Raw genomic sequence first — 17,823 nt, 5'->3', positions numbered from 1 at the left:
CCGCAGTTTCTCCAGCAGCAGCACATGCAACTGGTCCCAGACGCCGGCCTGGTTCCAGGCCGCCAGGCGCCGCCAACAGGTCATACCCGAAACGATCCAAGGCCGCGACTGACGTTTCCCCACAACCAGACCAACGAACAGACAAGCCAACAGTCACATGATCAACAGCTTTTGTTAGAGCCAGTTACTCGACCACCCACCGGTGGAGGCTCAGACCGCTGCCGCGGTACGCGATGGCGGGCATGATGCTTCGGATGCGGGCCTGCTTGCGCTAGCGGTGGAGGGCGTCGCCGAGGTCCGCGTAAGGCGTCACGGCTCTGCGGCGCGGTAGGCCGCCCCGACCGCGGAATGCCTCGCGGCGTTCACCACTGGTGCCAACTGGGTGAGGTCCTTGCGGTTGCTGCCGGTCAGGATGACCGGCAGCCGCGTGCCCTTTCCGTCGGTGATCAGGTGGCGTTTGTCGCCTGCTCACCCCGGTGGATCGGCGACCGGCCGGCTGGTCCCCCCTTTCTTGTTCTTGCGTCTTTTCGATGGAACACCGGTCAGCGGCTGGGCTGTCGTGCGAAGAGCTTCGTCTGCCGTCATGAGGCACACGACGGCTGCAGAAACGACATACAGCTGGACAGGCAGCCGATGCCGTCGGCTATGAGGCCAGCCTGATGCTTGTCGGCGTCCCCCGTTGGGCCATCTTCGTGTAAGGGCACAGCGAATCGGCCTTCTTCACGAGCGGGGCGGCGACGGCCAGGTCGATCTCCGGCCATTTGACCTCGAGGTCGACGTGCAACAAGTAGCCGCCGTCTTCCGGGTCCCGGTGGAGGCGATCGAGTTGGACGCCGTCCGTCGCCTCCACTCGTAGGACGCGTTCTGGTGCGCTGCTGCTCGGAGGCTGCGGTGGCCGGCTGACCACCAAGCTCTACACCGATCGCCCCTGTTCCCTGTCAAGTTCTACGTGTTGAACCCATACCCACGGATCTTCTGGGAAGGAGTGGGGCGGATGGTGCCGCAGTCTCGCTGCTGCCGAGGGTTGTTGTTGCGTGTCGGCGCCGCAGTAACCGCCGGCCGACGCCTCGCTCTGAGGCTCGTCGAAGAGGCCGGCGCCGCCGCACGCTTCTCAGCCGCGAACTCGCGGGCACTGTCGGGCACGTCGAATATTGCGCGGGCGTGATGGTGACCTGAACGGTGCCGGTCCGCGTCAGCCGTGCTCAGGGCGTTCGATGGACACCTTGGGCAGTTTCCGGTCCAGCCATGCAGGTAGTCACCAGGCGCGTTTGCCGAGCATCTGTATGGCCGCGGGGACGATGAGGCAGCGGATGACCACGGCGTCGAGGAGGATTGCGACGGCCAGGCCGAGCCCGAACTGCTGAAGCTTACGGTCGTTGCTGAGGACGAAGGCCCCGAAGGCGAACATTATGATCAGCGCACGGTCTACCCGCGGACGATGTCGCGGAAGGCGATCGGGGTCTTCCCGGTGCGCTTGTGGAAGTACTTGCTGAAGTGGGTTGCACTGGAGAAGCCGAGGTGGTCGGCGATGCGGGCGGCGGTCCGGTCGCTGTGGGCCAGGAGGCGTTTGGCTTCCAGGACGACGCGACGGTCGATGAACTCCTTGGCGCCGAGGCCGGTGGCGGCGAGGGTGGCGCGGGAGAGGGTGCGGGCGGAGTAGCCCAGGGTGCGCGCGTAGTCCTCGACCTGGCGGGTCTGGGTGAAGTTCTTCTCGACGGCGTCACGGAACCGGAGGTAGGCGGCGCCGGGCTCGGCAGTCGGCGGGCCGGCGGGCTCGGTCAGGTGCGCCAGGCGCAGCACGAGTACGGACAGCAGGTGGCGCAGGGCCGCGGTGTGGACGTCCAGCGGCAGGTGCCCGAGCGCATGGAACTCGGCGGTGAGGTGTTCGGCGGCCCGACGCAGTGCCGCCGCGTCGTCGGGCAGGGGGCGGAGCAGGGCGGGGGCGTGCGGGTCATCGGTGCGGGCGGCGGCGGTGGTGGCCGTGTCGAGGAAGTCCTGCTGGAAGAGGATCAGGATGCCTTCGGCGCGGGTGAGGTCGCCCCAGGCGTGGACCTGGCCGGGGCGTACCCACAGCCAGCAGCCGGGCTCCAGGGCGTGGGCGGCAAAGTCCACCGTGTGCCACAGGGTGCCGGTCGTCAGGGCCAGCAGGTGGTGGAAGTCCGGGCGCTGGGGCTCGGCGAGCCGCCGGGCCGGGACACGGGAGCGCAGGTCGGACAGGGACAGCACTTCGACGCCCGCAGGGGTTCCGGCGGGCGCAGTGAAGGGGGTCTCGGGAATCCCCTCGACGCCAGCATGTCGGTTTTTGACCATCATCAGTCGCGAGCGTATCCGGTTCCCGTGCTTTCTTCCTCTTAGTTTTGAGGTGTGCCACTGACCGGCGCCGTACCGGCGTCGGAAAAGTCCAAGGGTGCGAAGAGGTGCGACAACCCCCTCGCCGCCGCCTTTCCGCTGAGGAGAATTCCGATGAGCACTGCCAAGAACACGGTCCTGACCGCCGCCGCTGAGCTGTTCGGTGAGAAGGACCAGGCCGCGGTGGACCGCTGGGCGGCTGCCGACTACATCCAGCACAGCGCGCTCGCCGCCGACGGACCCGAGGCCCTGCGCGCTCTGGTCGCCGGGCTTCCCGAGGACTTTCGCTACGAGGGCGCGCGTGTCATCGCAGACGGTGACCTGGTGGCCCTGCACGGCACGTACTACGGCTTCGGACCCGCCCCGCTGGTCGGTTTCGACATCTTCCGCGTCGACGCGGACGGCAAGCTGGCCGAGCACTGGGATGCCCTGACCCCGCTGGTCGAGGAGACCGCCTCGGGCCGCTCGCAGACCGACGGCCCCGCCGACGTCACCGACCCGCAGCGCACCGAGGCCAACCGCGCCCTGGTCGCCGAGTTCGCGCAGAAGGTGCTCGTCGGCGCCGACTACTCGGTCCTGACTGACTACATCTCCACCGAGACGTATCACCAGCACAACCCTGAGGCCGCCGACGGCCTGGACGGCTTCGGCGCCGCCGCGGCGAAGTGGGCCGAGCAGGGCAGGAACCTGGTCTACAAGAGCGTCCACAAGGTCATCGCCGAGGGGGAGTTCGTTCTGCTGCAGTCCGAGGGCGAGTTCGGTGTCCCGGTGGCGTACTACGACCTGTTCCGTGTGCAGAGCGGCAGGATCGTCGAGCACTGGGATGTCATCGCGCCAGTGCCCGCCGAACTCCCGCACACCAACGGCCTGTTCTGACCCTTACCTTCACCGCACTGTCCGTAGGATCGAGGATCACCGTGCCCGCCCCCGCACTGCCGCTCGGCGCCTACTGTGCCGCCATCGCCCTGGACCAGCCGTTCGAGCCCCGCACCGGGGCCGCGCCGGCCGACCCTCCGGGGCGGGCGGGCATGGTCCGTGCCGCGCTGCACCTCCTGGGCCAGGACCCGATAGCTGTCCGAAGCGGTCTGCGGCCCGGCGACGCGGACCAGCTCGGTGATGCAGATGCCCGGCGCCTGCTGCGCGCCGTGCTGACCGTACGCGCGCCGGGCCTACTGCCTGCTGAGACCACCCGTGCGTTGGATGCGCTCCTGGCCGCCGAGAAGCAGGGGCGCGAGCTCACTGATGCGACCTGTCTGCCCACCATCCGCGCCATGTTCCCCGGCACCGCCTACCCGGCCGCCGACCGTACGGTGCTGTGGCAGGGCGACCTCACCACCCTCGTGGCGGACGCCGTCGTGAACGCCGCCAACAGCGCCCTGCTCGGCTGCTTCGCGCCGATGCACCCGTGCATCGACAATGCCCTGCACGCAGCCGCAGGCCCCCGCTTGCGCGAGGACTGCCACACGGTCATGACGCTGCAGGGCCACCCGGAACCGACCGGCACCGTCAAGATCACCCGGGGTTACCATCTGCCGGCCCGCCATGTCCTGCACACCGTCGGCCCCATCGTCGACGGCCCGCTGCGCCCGGACCACGCGGATGCGCTTGCGGCCTCGTACCGCGCCTGCCTCGATCTCGCCGCCGAGGCCGGCGGTATCCGTACCGTCGCGTTCTGCTCGATCAGCACCGGCGTCTTCGGCTATCCGAAAGCCCCCGCCGCCCGTATCGCCCTGGACACCGTGGCCGACTGGCTCGACCGCCGTCCCGGGCAGCTGGACCGCGTGATCTTCAACGTGTTCACGGACGACGACCGCGCCGCATACGCCCGCGCGCTGACCCAAGGAACCCCGACCCGATGAAGTCCCCGCAGCACCACGAGCGGACGTTCGCCACGGTCCGCGCCTGGCTGGACGAGGCCGACCACGTCCTGATCACCGCAGGGTCGGGCCTGAGCGCCGCCGCCGGACACGACTACGGCGACCAGGCCCGCTTCCGCGAACTCTTCCCCGCCCTGCACCGTCTCGGCCTGCGCTCCCGCTACCTGGTCGGCGTCCCCCTGCCGCCCGCTCTGCTGTGGGGCTACTGGGCCGTCCACATCGACGACATCCGCTTCGCCGCCGCCCTCAACCCCCTCTACCAGCGCCTGCACACCCTTATCGGCGACCGCGACCACTGGGTGATGACCTCCAACGTCGACGCCCTCTTCGCCCGCAACGGCTTCGACCCCGACCGGATCTACGCCCCGCAGGGCGACTACGGCCGCTACCAGTGCACCACCCCCTGCACCCGGATTACGTACGACACCGAACCGCTGGTCAAAAGACTCCTTGCGTCCTTTGACCCCGCAAGCGGCGCGATCACCGACCCCGCAGCCCTGCCCCGCTGCCCGGACTGCGGGGGAGATGTCGAGATCAACGTCCGGACCGGCCCCGAGTTCATCGACGACCCCTACCTCCCGGCCGCCGGTCGCCTCCACGAGTGGCTGAACGCCCTCCCCGCCACCTCCCGGCTCCTCGTCCTGGAGTTCGGCGCCGGCTTCAACACCCCCGGCGTCATCCGCCTGCCCGGCGAAAACCTCACCCGCCACCTCCCCGGAGCCCGTCTGATCCGGGTCAACCCCGAGCACCCCGAAACCCCCGCCGACCTCGCAGGACGCGCCCTGCCGGTCGCCGCCCGCGCCGATCACCTGATCAGCGCACTCGACCCGTCCCACCCCCACCACGTGAACCTACGGTGACCACCATGATCGATCCCGAACACAACAAGGCCACGGCCACGGCGTTCTACGACCTGATGTTCAACCAGTGTCACCCCGCCGAAGCACTGGAGCGCTACTCCGGCGACACCTACATCCAGCACAACCCGCATGTGGGCGACGGCAAGGAGGCGTTCATCGAGTACTTCGAACGGATGGCAGCCGAGTACCCGGGTAAACACGTCGAGGTCAAGCGCGCCTTCGCCGAGGGCGACCACGTCGTATTGCACTGCCACCAGACCTGGCCCGACGAGGAGTACGCGGGCATCGACATCTTCCGCTTCGACGACAACGGAAAGATCGTCGAGCACTGGGACGTCCTCCAAGTCATCCCGCCCACCTCCGAGAACGACAACACCATGTTCTGACACAGAGGCGGGAGCCAAGCGCCCCGTGACCTCGCCATGGCGCTGACGCCCCAATCGTCTCCCGTCCGCTCTGGGGTTCACCAGCCGCGAGAAGGATCGCCGGTGTTTCATGAGGTCCTTCAAGCGGGAGAAACGCAGCAAAGCAAGTGCGGGGGCGTCAGCGTCCTCGATCTGGTGACCAGTCCCCATGTTCATCAAGGGTGTCTCTTCTGAGCGGGCGCCCAGCAGAGTCATCACAGTTCTCACCCGGGCGTTCCATGCGAAGCCGAAGAGGCCGCGTCTCCCGGACAAACCGTGCTCAGGGCCGGTGTCCTCGCCACCAGCGATACAGGTCTCACCCGGCCCGCGGCGCGCAGGTCGGCTCCGTTGTGGACATCCAGTTCAAGGACCGCGGGCTGCGGGTGCACCTGGACCGGCCGGTAGCCCCGGTGTGGGACGGCGAGAGCGAGCCGGTGCCAGGGGTGTTGGTGCCGGTGGACCGGGACACCCTGGTCCACCGCTGGTATGTGCACCGCATCCGATTGGACAGCGAGTGCACCGCCCGCCGGGTCCGTATCGGCACCGAGGCGTTCGCCCGGCCCACCGAGTGGTTCGGCCTGGACGAGTGCGCGATGACGGAGCGAGGTCGGTCGACACCGGCCGTCGAGCGGATCGTCCGGGCCCGCAACACGCCCCCGCCGACGCAGCGGTCCCCGGGCCGGGCCCGGAAGGAGCCGGACGCGGATGCCCGGGCGCCGGGGCCGATGCCCAGAAGGTCGACTCCGTGCTCGTGGTCCGCCGGGTGTGCGGCGAGATCGCCGATCTGACGGGGGTGAGCGAGGAGACGGCGGGTCAACTGGAGGCCGGCGTACGCGAGGCACAGCGCCGGCTGGACGAGCAGGCCGAAGCCCGCCGGGAGCTGTTCGCCCGCCTGGACCAGGCGGCGGACGCCGAGGACGCCAAGCAGGTGCGCGAGCTCCTGGTCCTCGCCAACGCGACCGCCGCGCATGACCGTACGGAGACCGAGGACGGCATCGTGGAGAAGGCCACCGCCTACTTCGCCGGCCTCGCCCACGCCACCCACGAGTCGCTCTAGGCGGAGGCCACTGCCGATCGAGCGGCGGCGGAGGCTGCCGGCCGCGTGCGCGCACCATGCTCAGGAACCTGCGCCGCCATGACGCGTACACGTACGACCTGCGAGATCAGGTGGAGGCGGTCACCAGGGCGGCGGCCGCGGCGGGGAGTCGGTTGACTGACCGCCAGGCCACGGAGGTCGCCATCTGGAACGGCAGTGGCTGCGCTCCCGGAACATCACCCCGTGCGTCGCCCGCAAGGGCATCGAGCCCTCCCAGCGCCTGGGCCGCCACCACTGGACCGTGGAACGGACGGTGGCCTGGCTTGCCGGGTGCCGCCGTTTGCACGGCGCTACGAGCGCAAGGCCGAACACTTCCTCGCCTTCGCCGGCACCGCCGCCACCCTCATCTGCTACCGGCGTCTGGATGGGGGAGCCGGTTCATACGGCTCCGAGGAACCCCGGATCGGCACTGTCGAACTGAAGGCACGAGGTGCGGCTCAGGCCCAGGAGTTCCGCCATGGGCACCGCACGACGGCTGGTCGCCGGCAGGTCCTGGCGGGCCTCGGCCGACCACAACGGTGGGAAGAACGACAGCCCCTGCCGGCCATTCAGCACGGAGACTTCGTCGCGCCAGCCGTCCCACCGCAGGCCCTCATAGAACTCCTGGAGCCCTCCGGAAAGAGTCCAGGACAGCCAAGCCGAGTGGCCGGCGCCCAGGGCCTCCCAGCCAAGGGCATCGGGGGCGAAGTAGACGATCTCGCCCGGCTCGCCGGGCCGACCGGCTTCGCGGGGGTTGCCCCCGTTGAGGGCGAAGACCCCGCCCAGCACATCGTGCGCGACCACGAGCCCTGCACCCGACGGCCATGCGGGATCGAACGTCCCCGGCATCGCGTTGATCTCAGCCAGGCCGGGCAGTCCTTCGACATCGGCACCACTCGGGCTTCCGAAGATCCTCAACCATCCGCTGTCCACGAGCAGACCGCCGCAGTTCAGTACGATGCCGCCCAAATTTGATCGGGCGGAGACCTGGAGTTGCAGCAGCGAGGCGCGGCCTGTCTCGGCATCGCCGGGAAGTACCTCAACTGGTACGTCGATACCGGACAGCTCCTGAAGGAGGAGCGGCCAGGCCGGATCGTCAACGTTGATCAGCTCATTGACCTCGCGCATCCCCGCATCCTCGCACTAGCACTCAGCGGCTCAGTCCGCCGGGTCACCGCACATCGATCGACCCATCGAGATGACCTCTGAGGCGGAAGAACTTGGAGCGCATCGAGCGGGCCTACCGGGCGGTGCGGCGGGAGATCGTCGCCCGTTACCTGCTCGCCCGTCTCAACCAGGAAGGCCGCGGCACTCGTGTGGAGATCCACCCGCTGAATCAGTCGCAGGTCGATCGGCCTGCGCAGCGGGACCATGACCGATGCGGACCGGACTTGCCTGGCCCGCAGTAGGCCGGACATGAGTGATGCCCCCCCTGTTCATCCAGGACACCGCCTACGCCATCTTCACCGACCTGCGCGCCCACTGAGGGCGCCTACGACCGCGACTCCCTCCGCCGGCGAGGCCGACCTGATCGTGGCGAAACACCGCGACGGCCCCACCGCCACCAACACCGTCGCTTTCCAGGGCCACTACGCCCGCTTCGTCGACATGGCTCAGATGTAGAAGGCCGACTGTAGGTTCGCGTTTCGAGTGTCCCTTTCTCATTGACGGTGCCCCCTGTCCGACCCAAGGGCCAGCACGTTGAGACGGACTGAGTGTCCTGTCGCGCACTCGTATACTCGTGCGGGCTCATGGAGGGGGAGGTGGAGACAGTGAAGCTTGCTGAGGCACTGGCAGAACGTGCGGAGGCGACGCGCCGTGTAGAACAGCTGCGAGCGCGCGTCGTGAGCAGTGCGCGGTACCAGGAAGGGGAGACACCCGCCGAGGATGCGGCCCAGCTGTTGGCTGAGACCGGTGAGGTGCTGGACGCTCTGGAAACGTTGATCCGGCGGATCAACCGAACCAATGCCACCGTGGAGATGGGTCCGGACGGCACGCTCACCGATGCCCTCGCACGCCGAGATGTCCTGCGGTTGCGTCACTCCGTGGTCACCGCGGCGGCGGACGCGGCGACGGGTAAGGGCGAGCGGGGATACGGCCGGCAGCTTCGGTCCGAGCTGATGATGCTGTCCGCGCTTCCGGTCGCGGAGCTGCGCGGTCAGGCGGATGCACTCGCCCGGGAGATCCGCGAGGTCGATGTGCGGATTCAGCGTACGAACTGGGAGGTCGATCTGCTGGACTGAGTAGTCCAGCGACCTGGGACGATGTGGAGCAGGTAGCAGCTTCGGAGGCGTGCACACGCCGAGGGCTGGCGGTTTTCCAGCCCACTCCTGGCGCGTGAAGAGCAACGCGGGGGTTCGACTCCCCATATAACAGCGCAGCTCAGCACCGCGTACAGGTAACGGTGCACATCGCACAGCACATCACCACGTGCAGATCCGAGGCGGCGAGGGCGGGTTCGGGGCTTTCCACATCGCAGCACCATGGAGAACGGCGATCTCCGGCGGATACTGTCGGCGATTTCGGCGGCGCTCCTGCATCTATCGCGAACGAGACTTCCGCGAAAGCCTGGTCGTTTGAGAACGCCGGCCACCGGCGGTCTCAAGCGACCTGGCAACCGTGCAGGTCAGCAGCCCACCACACGCCGGACGCGGTGCGACAGGACACTGAGCTGCCCGAACTGAGTCGCTCGATGGCCTGTCGCCCAGAGCGGCGCCGACGATGACGTCAGCAGCAGGCCCGGACCAGGCGAACCGCGCACGGTCACGATTCGTGCGAGCGGAAGCCGCTGTCCTACGACCCGCCGTCCGACGCGGTGCGGACGCTCCAGCAGCACCACGCTGTTTCGGCTGAAGGGCCGCAGCCGCTCGGGGCAGCGGCCCTTCCGGCGCAACTCAGTGCCGGGTGCTACCCCAGGTCGAAGGTGTTGGGCAGCCCCAGCCGATAGCGCACCTCGTCGACCCGCTTCAGGGGCTCCATCTCCGGCGGCCGGAACAACTCCCAGATGTGACACCGCTCTGCGGCCGAATTGTCCGCGTCCAGGAGTGCGTTGACGGCGCGTCGCGCGGACTCGTTGGCGCCCTCCATGGTCGCCAGGTCCACATCCGTACGGACGTAGTCGCCCGCGAGGAAGAAGTTCGGCACCGCTGTCCTCGCCGATGGGCGGTGGTAGAGGGTGCCGGTGGGGTGGATGAGGAGTTGTTCGCGGTTCTGCGGGTCGGGGCCGCCGAGGCCCGTCACCGCCGGGTCCATGAACCAGCCGAGCCGGTCCTCGTCCCTGAGCGTCGTCTTGCCCGAGTCGTTCAGCCCGTCCTTCAGCTGGGCCCACAGTTCGGCGACGATCTCGTCCTTGGTGCACTCGCGGGCCGTCTTGCCGTACAGGATGCCGGGCTTGTCCCACTCGGAGATGATCGTGGACAGGCACTCGTGGGCCTGCCCGTCTCCGTAGTCGCGCGAGAAGTCCCGTACGTCCCAGAACTGCGTCTGGCCGATTCCGGTGACCGCCCACGGTGAGTCGAGGCAGTTGATGTGGCCGTGCACGACGGGGGTGGGTGTGCGCAGGTAGAACATCACGCCGGTCATCCAGTCCGTCTTCAGCGCGTCGCACCGCCCGAGCTGCGGGTCGGCGGCGCGCAGGGCCGGGCCCCAGGTGACGCGCGCGTGCTCGACCGGGAGGGCGCTGACGTAGTGGTCGGCGGTGATGGTGCGCTGCCGGCTGCCGTCGCGCTCCGCCACCCGTACGCCGGTCACCCGGCCGCCGCCGTACACCACGTCCCGGACCTCGGTGCCGAGCACGAACTCGACGCCCAGGGAGCGCAGATGCCTCTCCCAGGGGTCGATCCATGCTTCGCTGGTCGGGGCGTTCAGCACCCGGTCGACGTCCGCGTCGCCGTCCATGCCACGGCCGAGCAGGCCCCACAGGATGAGGGCCTCGATGATGACACGGCCGACGGTGCGGGTGGAGGCGATCTCGGCACGGGTGGCGACAAGATTGCGGGTCTGGCCGATGCCGAGGAGCACCTGGTACTCGCGGCTCATCTCGCCGGCCCGGATGAAGTCCCACCATGCGACCTTCTCCCACTGGCCTTCGCGGCGCGCGTCGCAACTGGTGAGGTGGACCAGGAGGCGGTCGGCGAAGTAGGCGGCCTCGTTGGCGGGCAGGTGGGCGCCGAGGTCCAGCACCGACAGGATCTGGTCGCGGATCCAGGACGGGGTGAGGTCGCCGGGGGCGGGCGGGGTGGTGACCCGGCGAAGTGGGAAGTGCAGGTCCGGGCGGCCCGAGCCGCGCGCGAACAACTCCTCAGTACCACTGCGGAGGTTGCCGTGGACGCCGTTCGCGTTGCCGGGGAAGGGAATGCGGTGCATGGTGTCCGGCAGATTCCGGTAGAAGCCGGGAAAGAAGCGGAAGCCGTGCTCGCCGGGGAGCGGCTTGCGGCCGCCCGTTCCGGTACCGGGGACGTCCATTGAGCGGGCCTTGCCGCCGAGGGTGTCGTAGTACTCGTAGACCGTGACCTCGTAGCCGCGTTCGGCGAGTTCGTGAGCGGCGCTGAGGCCGGAGACTCCGCCGCCCAGGACGGCGACGCGCTTGCCGGAGGAGGCCGCGGCCGCGCTTCCGGCAGCCCCTAAGGCGCCTACCGTTCCCCCACCGACGACTCCGGCGACGGTTCCCCCGGTCGCCGTCAGGAAGCGTCTGCGGCTGTGTCCGTCGTGCCCCTGAGACTGCTGCGCGCGTTCTGTTGTCATGAACATCGGAGGGTAGGGAGCGGCTCCGGAAGCCGGAAGCCTTATTGCCTGTCACCTACAGCATCCTCACAAGCACAAGGAGGCACCGATGCCCGGGCTTGTTCGTGTAGGACCGGCCCGTCGACGACCTCGCGACCATCGTCAACCAATTGGTCTCTGCCGATCCGTCAGTCCCATTCATCACAACTGCCGCCGAACAGCGTGAGTATGGACACGGCGGTGAGATGAACTCACCGGGGCACTGCGTTGAGACGTCCAGCATTAAAGCTGGTCACTGCTGCTCCGGGGGCATCTGAAACAGGGACCTGCACGACGTGGGGAGAGCAGCCGGGGCCGTGGGGTGGTGGCGTGCGCACCATCCGGGTCCTGTCCGTCGGCGCCTCGTCCGCAACCTGTTCGCCACCCTCGAGGCGGACGCCGGCGACTCGAAGGGCGGCTCCGCGGTCAGCTCGACCCGCAGAATTCGGCCTCGGCCATGGCCTTGACGCTTCCTGTCCAGTCGGCGTTGAGGTTGAACGCCGCGGTATGGCCGCCGTCACGGGTGGTGAGGGCCAGGGAGGTCGAGCCGTGGATACCGCCGTCGTGGCCCCATACCGTTATGCCGCAGGACAGGACAGCGTCGCGGGAGAGATACCCAGGCCGCCACCGTGGGTACCCGGGCCGCTGGACGCCGTGGTGAGCATTTCCGTCAACTGGGCTTTGGGAAGCAGCCCGCCGCGCATCAAGGCGGAGTGGAACCGGGTGAGGTCTCCTGCCGAGGAGATCATCTCACCGGCCGCCCAGGCCGTGGACGGATTGAGGTCGGTGACGTCGTGGACGGGCTCGTCCGGGGCGTCGTCGGGGGAACTTGGAGTACCCGTGTCCATGCGATGGGGGCATGACCGCTGTCGTGCTGGGCACCGTCGTGGAGCGCAGCCCCAGGGGCTTGATGATGCGCTGCTCGATCTCGGTGCCGTATCGGTGGCCCGTGACCTTCTGCACGATCAGGCCGACCCGGATGTAGTCGGTGTTGGAGTACTTGTAAGCGGTGCCCGCGGCGAAGTGGGGCGCGTGGGCGAGGGCTGTGCGTACCAGTTGTTCGGGGGTGTAGGTGTCGTAGCGGTGCGTCAGGAACGCCGTGGTGAAGACGTTCGCCCGGAAGCCGGGGTCGGCGTCGTAGCTGTAGAGGCCGCTGGTGTGGTTCAGCAACTGCCGGACGGTGATCAGACGGCCGTCGTTGCCGTTGCCCCGGACCAGCTCGGGCAGCCAGTGCCCGACGGTGTCGTCCAGGTTGATCCGGCGCTCGGCCTCGAGCTGGAGGATCACGGTCGAGACGAACGTCTTGGTGATGCTGCCGATGCGGAATCCGTCGTCGGGCCGGCGCGGACGGTCGGTCGTGAGGTCGGCGACCCCGACCGCGGCGGACAAGGTACCGTGCGCGTCCCGTACCCGGCCCAGCACTCCGGGCGTGCCCGCCCGTACGGCGGCCTCCATGGCGACCCGGGCCGGCGCATGGTCCACGGCCGCGCTCCAGGAGGTACTGGCCACCGCGGGCGCCGCGAATTCCGTCGGAGTCACGACGCCGGCCGCCACCAGGCCGAGCAGTCTCCCGCGAACAGTGCGTAGGAGCACACGAACATCCCTTCCACGAGCGCGAGCGCGATCGCCCGTGGACGTGGGGCTGGGCGTGGCCGGCCTCCGCCGGGTTGTCCCTGGATGGCCCTCGGGACACAAACCATCCGGAGGAAGGAACAGCCCCTGAACCGGGGCTTCCGGGAACCCTGAGGTGATCGGCCGGGAATCGGCGACCATGGCGGCCGCACCCAGGAGCGCCGCAACGGGGTATCGAAGGCCGTGCCGGTTGTCGGCCCTACGCCGCGAGCACCGCGACGGCCGCTTCCACCGTTGCCTCGGTGTCCGCTGCCGCGCGGCACACTTGTTCGTCGGCGTCGAGCCGGGCGTGCCGGGCCGCGGCGGCGATGGCGGGCAGCGCGGTGCGGCAGCCGAGGACGCACGGTCTCTGCAGCCTCGTTGAGGTCGGCTGTTGTCCGACCCATGGCAAGCCGAACGGATTGTGGCCGCCCAACTCGGGGCCGTTGATGCCGGGAAGTCGGTGCGCGAGATGTCGTCTGCGGGCCCTGGCTCGTACGGGCCCGACAGGGGGAAGTCATCAAACTAGGCTCGCCGCTCCACACCACCTAGGAGAGGAAGCTTGTTCCCATGAGGAGTGCGCATCGTGAAGTTGCAGGTCACCGGTGTGGCGTGAGGAGCGGTAGGGGGACTCGTGCTGGTCGGCGGCCGGTGTCCACGGCGAAGATCGTCCGACCGGTCAGCTGGAGTGGTTTCTCGGGTTCTGCTGTACTTGCCAGGAGTCTGGCCAGCACTCTGGATCATTCCCGCGCCAGGCGGCTGACCGGCCACCAGGGCACACCACGGCGAGTGGCGCCGATGCGCGCAGGTAGGGAGTGCACGTCATGATTCTCCCGGAGGTCCGGGACCCTCGCTTCGTGACGATCCGCCGTGGTGGAACTCTCACTGATGCGGATCACCATCTCATGGCCCTATGGGCTGCCTTGTGTGCAGAGCACGTCCTTGGCCTCTTCGAGTCGGCTCAGCCTGGGGACCCGCGACCGCGCCAGGCGATCGAGCATGCACGGGCCTGGGTGCGCGGCGAGGTCAAGATGATGCAGGCTCGCGCGGCGGGCGGCCATGCGATGGGGGCAGCCAGAGACCTGCGTGGGGCTGCACGGCATGCGGCATACGCCGCCGGCCAGGCCGGGGCCGTCGCCCACGTCGCCGCGCACGAGCTCGGCGCGGCCGCCTACGCGATCAAGGCCGCACGTGCAGCGGCACCGGAAGGCGAGAGCGAGACCGCGGGACGACTCGAGTGCCAGTGGCAGCGCGATCAGCTCCCGGACGCGATCCGCGAGCTCGTACTTGATGACCAGAGGTTGCGCAACGACATCTGCTGGTCGGTGTTCGACTGTTGAGTCGGATTCCGCTGCGCCTGCGCTGGCGGTCCGTAGACGATCCGTCGCCGTGCGGACGTGCCGCCTGGTCAGCACTTCGGAAGGCGCCCGCTTGGGCCGTGTTTGATGTTCACGAGAACTGGCGGCCTGCGCGTGACGGGGGCGGGCCCGGCGGCGACACGGTGTGGATCTAGGCCGGCCTCGCAGTGGCCGGTCCCTGCTGGCCGGGCGGTGGGAAGGGCTTCAGCATGTCGCAGTGCGAGCACGAACGGGCCGAGGTCCAGCGTGAGCGCTGGCAGCAGACCTACGGCGAGAATCCCGGCAGGTACGGCGAGGAGCCGTCCGAGCCGGCCGTCCATGCTGCCGCCGTCTTCCGCTCCGCCGGTGCCCGCGAGGTGCTTGAGCTGAGTGCCAGCCATGGCCGTGATGCGCTGTACCTCGCCCGCGAGGGCTTTACAGTGCTGGCCACCGACTTCAGCCCAGTGGGCCTGGAGCATTTGCGCGAGGCGGCTGGGGCCCGAGGTGTGGCCCAGCGGGTCACCGGACACCACGCTACGACTGCTGCGGGCATGACCTCGCCCGCTCTGGTCGTCGGGCGTCTCCTGGACGTCGTGGCCTGGAACCCGTTGGGCGGTGCCCTGCTGGGGGAGTTCACCCGGGGTCGTGTCCGCCCGGGGCATCGCGCGGGCGATCGGGCGCGGTGCGGCGCACGACTCGGCAGAGGGTGGCCAGGGGGCCGCGCGGGTGGATCTGCGCGCAGGTGAACGCCCGGCCGCGGCCGTCGACCGCTGCGACCACGGCGATCGGGGCGGGTTCGCGCGTGAGCATGGTAGCCGCCGCCCTTGCCCTGGACCGACGACCCTGGGAGCCGAGCGGGATGTGTCCGGGCCAAACTCATGCCGCACACATATAGTGGCTTATGTCTCACTTTGGGTGTACTGCTGGCGAAAGGACATGCCATGAAGTTCGCAGTCATCGGCGGTACGGGAATGATCGGGTCGCAGGTCGTCAAGAACCTGAACGCCGCCGGGCACGAGGCGGTACCGCACTCGAAGTCCACCGGCGTCGACATCATCGGCGGCCAGGGAGTGGACGAGGCCGTGGCGGGAGCCGACGTCGTTGTCAACCTGACGAACTCTCCGACCTTCGACGAAGCCTCGCTCGCCTTCTTCCAGACCTCGATGGACAACCTTGTGGCCGCGGCCGGCAAGGGCGGCGTCGGTCACTTCGTCATTCTCTCGATCGTCGGCGTGGACCAGGTGCCGGAGATGGACTACTACCGCGCCAAGGTGCTCCAGGAGAAGATCCTCCAGGCCGGGCCGGTCCCCTACTCGATCGTGCGGGCCACACAGTTCATGGAGTTCATGGACGCCACTATGTCTTGGACCTCCGACGCCGACACCGTCCGGCTGCCCGCCACGCCCATTCAGCCCATCGCCGCCAAGGACGTGGCCGCCGCGGTGGCTGAGGTCGCCGCGGGCGCCCCGCTCAACGGCATCCGCAACATCGCTGGCCCCGACATCTTCACCCTGGACGAACTGGGCCGGATCACACTGTCCCACAAGGGCGACAACCGCACCGTCGTCACCGACCCCACTGCCGGCATGTTCGCCGTCGTCAAGGGCGACGTCCTCACCGACAAGGACGCTCACCTCGCCCCCACCCGCTACACCGACTGGCTCTCCTGACGAGCTCGCGCCCTCACAGGCGGACGGTCCGCGGACTTGCCGAGGCGCGGTCGCCTGCCGGCAACAGTCAGCGGAAACCACAGAGCAGCGGCTGCAAAGAAGGCCGTCTACGGCAGCACCGGCAGCCTGGGGCCGCAGTTCCACAGCATCACCGCCATGGCCAGGGCCATGGCGGTGTGCAGGAGATGGTCGACTCGGCTGCGCCGTCCAAGACTCCGTGACACGGGGGCAGCCCGCAGTGCGCGGACGGCCGCGGCCGCGAACAGCGCTGTCAGCATGCAGGACACGACATCAGTGGCGCTCATGCCTCACCGCGTCCTCCCACGGAGCGAACGGGCTCCGTCAGGAACCGGCCCGTGCGCAGCCGGCAGGTCAGTCGGTGGGGCGCGGGGCGCGCAGATGGGCCCGCTTCTCCAGTTCCTCGTCGTCGACCAGCGTGAGCATCGGCTGGTCCGGCGCGCACATCATGAACACGATGTACTTGGCCGGCACGTCCGAGGAGGCGTTGCCGTTCTGATAGTGGATCACTTCACCGCCGGGCTCCCAGAACGTCTCACCGGCCTTGATCACGTGCTCCGGCTCGCCCTCGAGCTCCCACCGGACCGCTCCCTCGATCACGTAGCCGAAACACGGCCCCGAGTGGCGGTGCGGGGGAGTCCCAGGGTCACCGGGAGCCCACTCGACAAGGACGGTCATTCCCGAAGCGCCCTCGGGAATGAAAGGCGGCTTGATGTCCGCCAGCATCTTGGGTCCGAAGCCGTCCTTTGAGTGCATTTCGTGCATTGTGCTACACCTCCGTAGACCTGCCCGGAACGGACGATCCAGCGTCGGAAATTCCGGGCTCACAACAACGTGTTTTTACAGTGAAGTCAAAGGACGGCCCGCATCCGTGACACGCCGCGCGCCTCTTGCCTGACACAGCGCGAGTCCCCGCATCCCCCTGACCCCTGCCGGCGGTCTCCACAATTCGGCTAGCTGCAGCAGCGAGAGCGCAGCGCACAGTGGCAATCGCGGCCAAACGTTGTCACGTTGCTGGCCTTGACGGCATCACTGTGGAGGGTGAATATGCGTTCACGCCGAACCATGAGTGAGCCCAAAGACGGGACGGGTATACAGGGGCCCTGCCGACCAAGGGTGGCCCGCACCCGACTTCGACGGCGGCCTCCGGGGCGAACACGGCCGGCCGATCGCGCGGTTGAGCGCAATCGGCCGGCGCCCGAAGTCCGTCTTCCCGTCGAAGGCAGCGGTGACGCGGAGAAGGACCGTCCGCGTCGGCTGGGCGGGACCCCGGCTCAGCCGAACATGCCGACCTTGTAGCTGCCGGCCGGCTGCTGGGTGATGATGTTGATGCGGTTGTAGGCGTTGATGATGGCGATGAGGGTCGTCAGCGCGGCGAGCTGGTCCTCGTCGAAGTGCTTGGCGGCGTTCGCCCAGGCCTCGTCCGTGACCCCGCCGGCCGCGTCCGCGATACGGGTGCCCTGCTCGGCCAGCTCAAGCGCGGCGCGCTCGGCGTCGGTGAAGACCGTCGCCTCCCGCCAGGCGGCGACCAGGTTGAGCCGCACCGAGGTCTCCCCGGCGTGGGTGGCCTCCTTGGTGTGCATGTCGGTGCAGAAGCCGCAGCCGTTGATCTGGCTGGCGCGGATCTCCACCAGGTGTTGGATGGTGGCCGGCAGCGTCGAGCCCGACAGCACCTTGCTGGTCGAGAGGAGGTGCTTCAGCACCTTGCCCGCAAAGGGATTGCCGTAGTAGTTCAGGCGTGCGTCCATTGGTCCTCCTAGCAGAATTGCTGGTACGCACTACTGACCGGACAGCCCGGCAACTTGTGACACCAAGGCCTGTGTGATGTGGGTCGTAGAGGCCATGTCATCGTCGGCATCGT

The 17,823-nt window shown here is 68.6% G+C and carries 19 protein-coding genes and 3 pseudogenes; 12 read left to right on the top strand and 10 right to left on the bottom strand.

Features of this window, described 5'->3' with window-relative positions; all coding sequences use genetic code 11:
- Positions 1-643: 643 nt before the first annotated feature.
- The 3 genes and pseudogenes from ACZ7M2_RS50110 to ACZ7M2_RS50100 form a co-directional block, all read right to left on the bottom strand.
- Positions 644-850, bottom strand: a complete 207-nt coding sequence (locus ACZ7M2_RS50110) for a hypothetical protein (RefSeq protein WP_471600989.1) — start codon at positions 848-850, stop codon at positions 644-646.
- Positions 851-1,255: 405 nt separating this feature from the next.
- Positions 1,256-1,399: pseudogene (locus ACZ7M2_RS50105) on the bottom strand (MMPL family transporter); the annotation flags it as partial.
- Between the two features lie 26 nt (positions 1,400-1,425).
- The gene (locus ACZ7M2_RS50100; RefSeq protein WP_471600994.1) at positions 1,426-2,310 is read right to left on the bottom strand and encodes a helix-turn-helix domain-containing protein; all 885 of its coding nucleotides are present in this window, start codon (positions 2,308-2,310) and stop codon (positions 1,426-1,428) included.
- A 153-nt stretch (positions 2,311-2,463) separates the two neighbouring features.
- Between ACZ7M2_RS50100 and ACZ7M2_RS50095 the strand changes: the two genes are divergently transcribed.
- From ACZ7M2_RS50095 to ACZ7M2_RS50065, 7 genes and pseudogenes are all read left to right on the top strand, one after another.
- Positions 2,464-3,225 (top strand): nuclear transport factor 2 family protein, encoded by a 762-nt coding sequence (locus tag ACZ7M2_RS50095; protein ID WP_471600988.1) that lies wholly within the window; start codon positions 2,464-2,466, stop codon positions 3,223-3,225.
- Between the two features lie 41 nt (positions 3,226-3,266).
- The gene (locus tag ACZ7M2_RS50090) at positions 3,267-4,208 is read left to right on the top strand and encodes a protein-ADP-ribose hydrolase (RefSeq protein WP_471600987.1); all 942 of its coding nucleotides are present in this window, start codon (positions 3,267-3,269) and stop codon (positions 4,206-4,208) included.
- Positions 4,205-5,086: an SIR2 family NAD-dependent protein deacylase gene (locus tag ACZ7M2_RS50085; protein WP_471600986.1), complete on the top strand. Its 882-nt coding sequence runs from the start codon at positions 4,205-4,207 to the stop codon at positions 5,084-5,086. The genes ACZ7M2_RS50090 and ACZ7M2_RS50085 overlap by 4 nt, the downstream gene beginning before the upstream one ends.
- A gap of 5 nt (positions 5,087-5,091) precedes the next feature.
- On the top strand, positions 5,092-5,472 hold the full coding sequence (locus ACZ7M2_RS50080) for a nuclear transport factor 2 family protein (RefSeq protein WP_471600985.1): 381 nt from the start codon (positions 5,092-5,094) through the stop codon (positions 5,470-5,472).
- 368 nt (positions 5,473-5,840) lie between these two features.
- Complete coding sequence (locus ACZ7M2_RS50075) at positions 5,841-6,278, top strand: hypothetical protein (protein ID WP_471600984.1); 438 nt, start codon at positions 5,841-5,843, stop codon at positions 6,276-6,278.
- Entirely contained in the window at positions 6,236-6,547 is a 312-nt protein-coding gene (locus ACZ7M2_RS50070) for a hypothetical protein (protein WP_471600983.1), read from the top strand. Before ACZ7M2_RS50075 ends, ACZ7M2_RS50070 begins: the two co-directional genes overlap by 43 nt.
- Before the next feature lie 202 nt (positions 6,548-6,749).
- Positions 6,750-6,937, top strand: a pseudogene (locus tag ACZ7M2_RS50065) (transposase); the annotation flags it as partial.
- 27 nt (positions 6,938-6,964) lie between these two features.
- Here the strand turns inward: ACZ7M2_RS50065 and ACZ7M2_RS50060 are convergent.
- Entirely contained in the window at positions 6,965-7,693 is a 729-nt protein-coding gene (locus ACZ7M2_RS50060) for a DUF2625 domain-containing protein (protein ID WP_471600982.1), read from the bottom strand.
- Positions 7,694-7,776: 83 nt separating this feature from the next.
- Between ACZ7M2_RS50060 and ACZ7M2_RS50055 the strand changes: the two are divergent.
- A pseudogene (locus ACZ7M2_RS50055) lies at positions 7,777-7,932 on the top strand (transcriptional regulator); the annotation flags it as partial.
- 405 nt (positions 7,933-8,337) lie between these two features.
- Positions 8,338-8,808, top strand: coding sequence for a DIP1984 family protein (locus ACZ7M2_RS50050; protein WP_352052865.1), 471 nt, complete (start codon positions 8,338-8,340; stop codon positions 8,806-8,808).
- Between the two features lie 664 nt (positions 8,809-9,472).
- Here ACZ7M2_RS50050 and ACZ7M2_RS50045 read toward each other — a convergent pair.
- From ACZ7M2_RS50045 to ACZ7M2_RS50035, 3 genes are all read right to left on the bottom strand, one after another.
- A complete protein-coding gene (locus ACZ7M2_RS50045; protein ID WP_471600981.1) occupies positions 9,473-11,308 on the bottom strand; it encodes a hydroxysqualene dehydroxylase in 1,836 nt (611 codons plus the stop codon).
- A 768-nt stretch (positions 11,309-12,076) separates the two neighbouring features.
- Entirely contained in the window at positions 12,077-12,919 is an 843-nt protein-coding gene (locus tag ACZ7M2_RS50040; protein WP_471600980.1) for a serine hydrolase domain-containing protein, read from the bottom strand.
- 238 nt (positions 12,920-13,157) lie between these two features.
- Positions 13,158-13,349 carry a hypothetical protein gene (locus tag ACZ7M2_RS50035; protein WP_471600979.1) on the bottom strand — a complete coding sequence of 64 codons (192 nt, stop codon included), beginning with the start codon at positions 13,347-13,349 and terminating at the stop codon, positions 13,158-13,160.
- 412 nt (positions 13,350-13,761) lie between these two features.
- On the opposite strand from ACZ7M2_RS50035, the gene ACZ7M2_RS50030 reads away from it, so the two are divergent.
- The 3 genes from ACZ7M2_RS50030 to ACZ7M2_RS50020 all read left to right on the top strand — a co-directional run bounded on the left by ACZ7M2_RS50030 (position 13,762) and on the right by ACZ7M2_RS50020 (position 15,944).
- Complete coding sequence (locus tag ACZ7M2_RS50030; protein WP_471600978.1) at positions 13,762-14,277, top strand: putative immunity protein; 516 nt, start codon at positions 13,762-13,764, stop codon at positions 14,275-14,277.
- 227 nt (positions 14,278-14,504) lie between these two features.
- Positions 14,505-15,020 (top strand): SAM-dependent methyltransferase, encoded by a 516-nt coding sequence (locus tag ACZ7M2_RS50025; protein ID WP_471600977.1) that lies wholly within the window; start codon positions 14,505-14,507, stop codon positions 15,018-15,020.
- A 195-nt stretch (positions 15,021-15,215) separates the two neighbouring features.
- The gene (locus ACZ7M2_RS50020; protein ID WP_471600976.1) at positions 15,216-15,944 is read left to right on the top strand and encodes an SDR family oxidoreductase; all 729 of its coding nucleotides are present in this window, start codon (positions 15,216-15,218) and stop codon (positions 15,942-15,944) included.
- Positions 15,945-16,051: 107 nt separating this feature from the next.
- On the opposite strand, the gene ACZ7M2_RS50015 is transcribed toward ACZ7M2_RS50020, so the two are convergent.
- From ACZ7M2_RS50015 to ACZ7M2_RS50005, 3 genes are all read right to left on the bottom strand, one after another.
- Entirely contained in the window at positions 16,052-16,249 is a 198-nt protein-coding gene (locus ACZ7M2_RS50015) for a hypothetical protein (protein WP_471600975.1), read from the bottom strand.
- A gap of 67 nt (positions 16,250-16,316) precedes the next feature.
- Positions 16,317-16,718 (bottom strand): cupin domain-containing protein, encoded by a 402-nt coding sequence (locus ACZ7M2_RS50010; protein WP_352052848.1) that lies wholly within the window; start codon positions 16,716-16,718, stop codon positions 16,317-16,319.
- Between the two features lie 518 nt (positions 16,719-17,236).
- Positions 17,237-17,710, bottom strand: a complete 474-nt coding sequence (locus ACZ7M2_RS50005; protein WP_471600974.1) for a carboxymuconolactone decarboxylase family protein — start codon at positions 17,708-17,710, stop codon at positions 17,237-17,239.
- Positions 17,711-17,823: the final 113 nt, after the last annotated feature.

The organism is Streptomyces sp. NPDC111507, from assembly GCF_055638955.1.
Note: the sequence above shows the minus strand (reverse complement) of the source record. Positions and strands in the feature narration are given on the sequence as shown.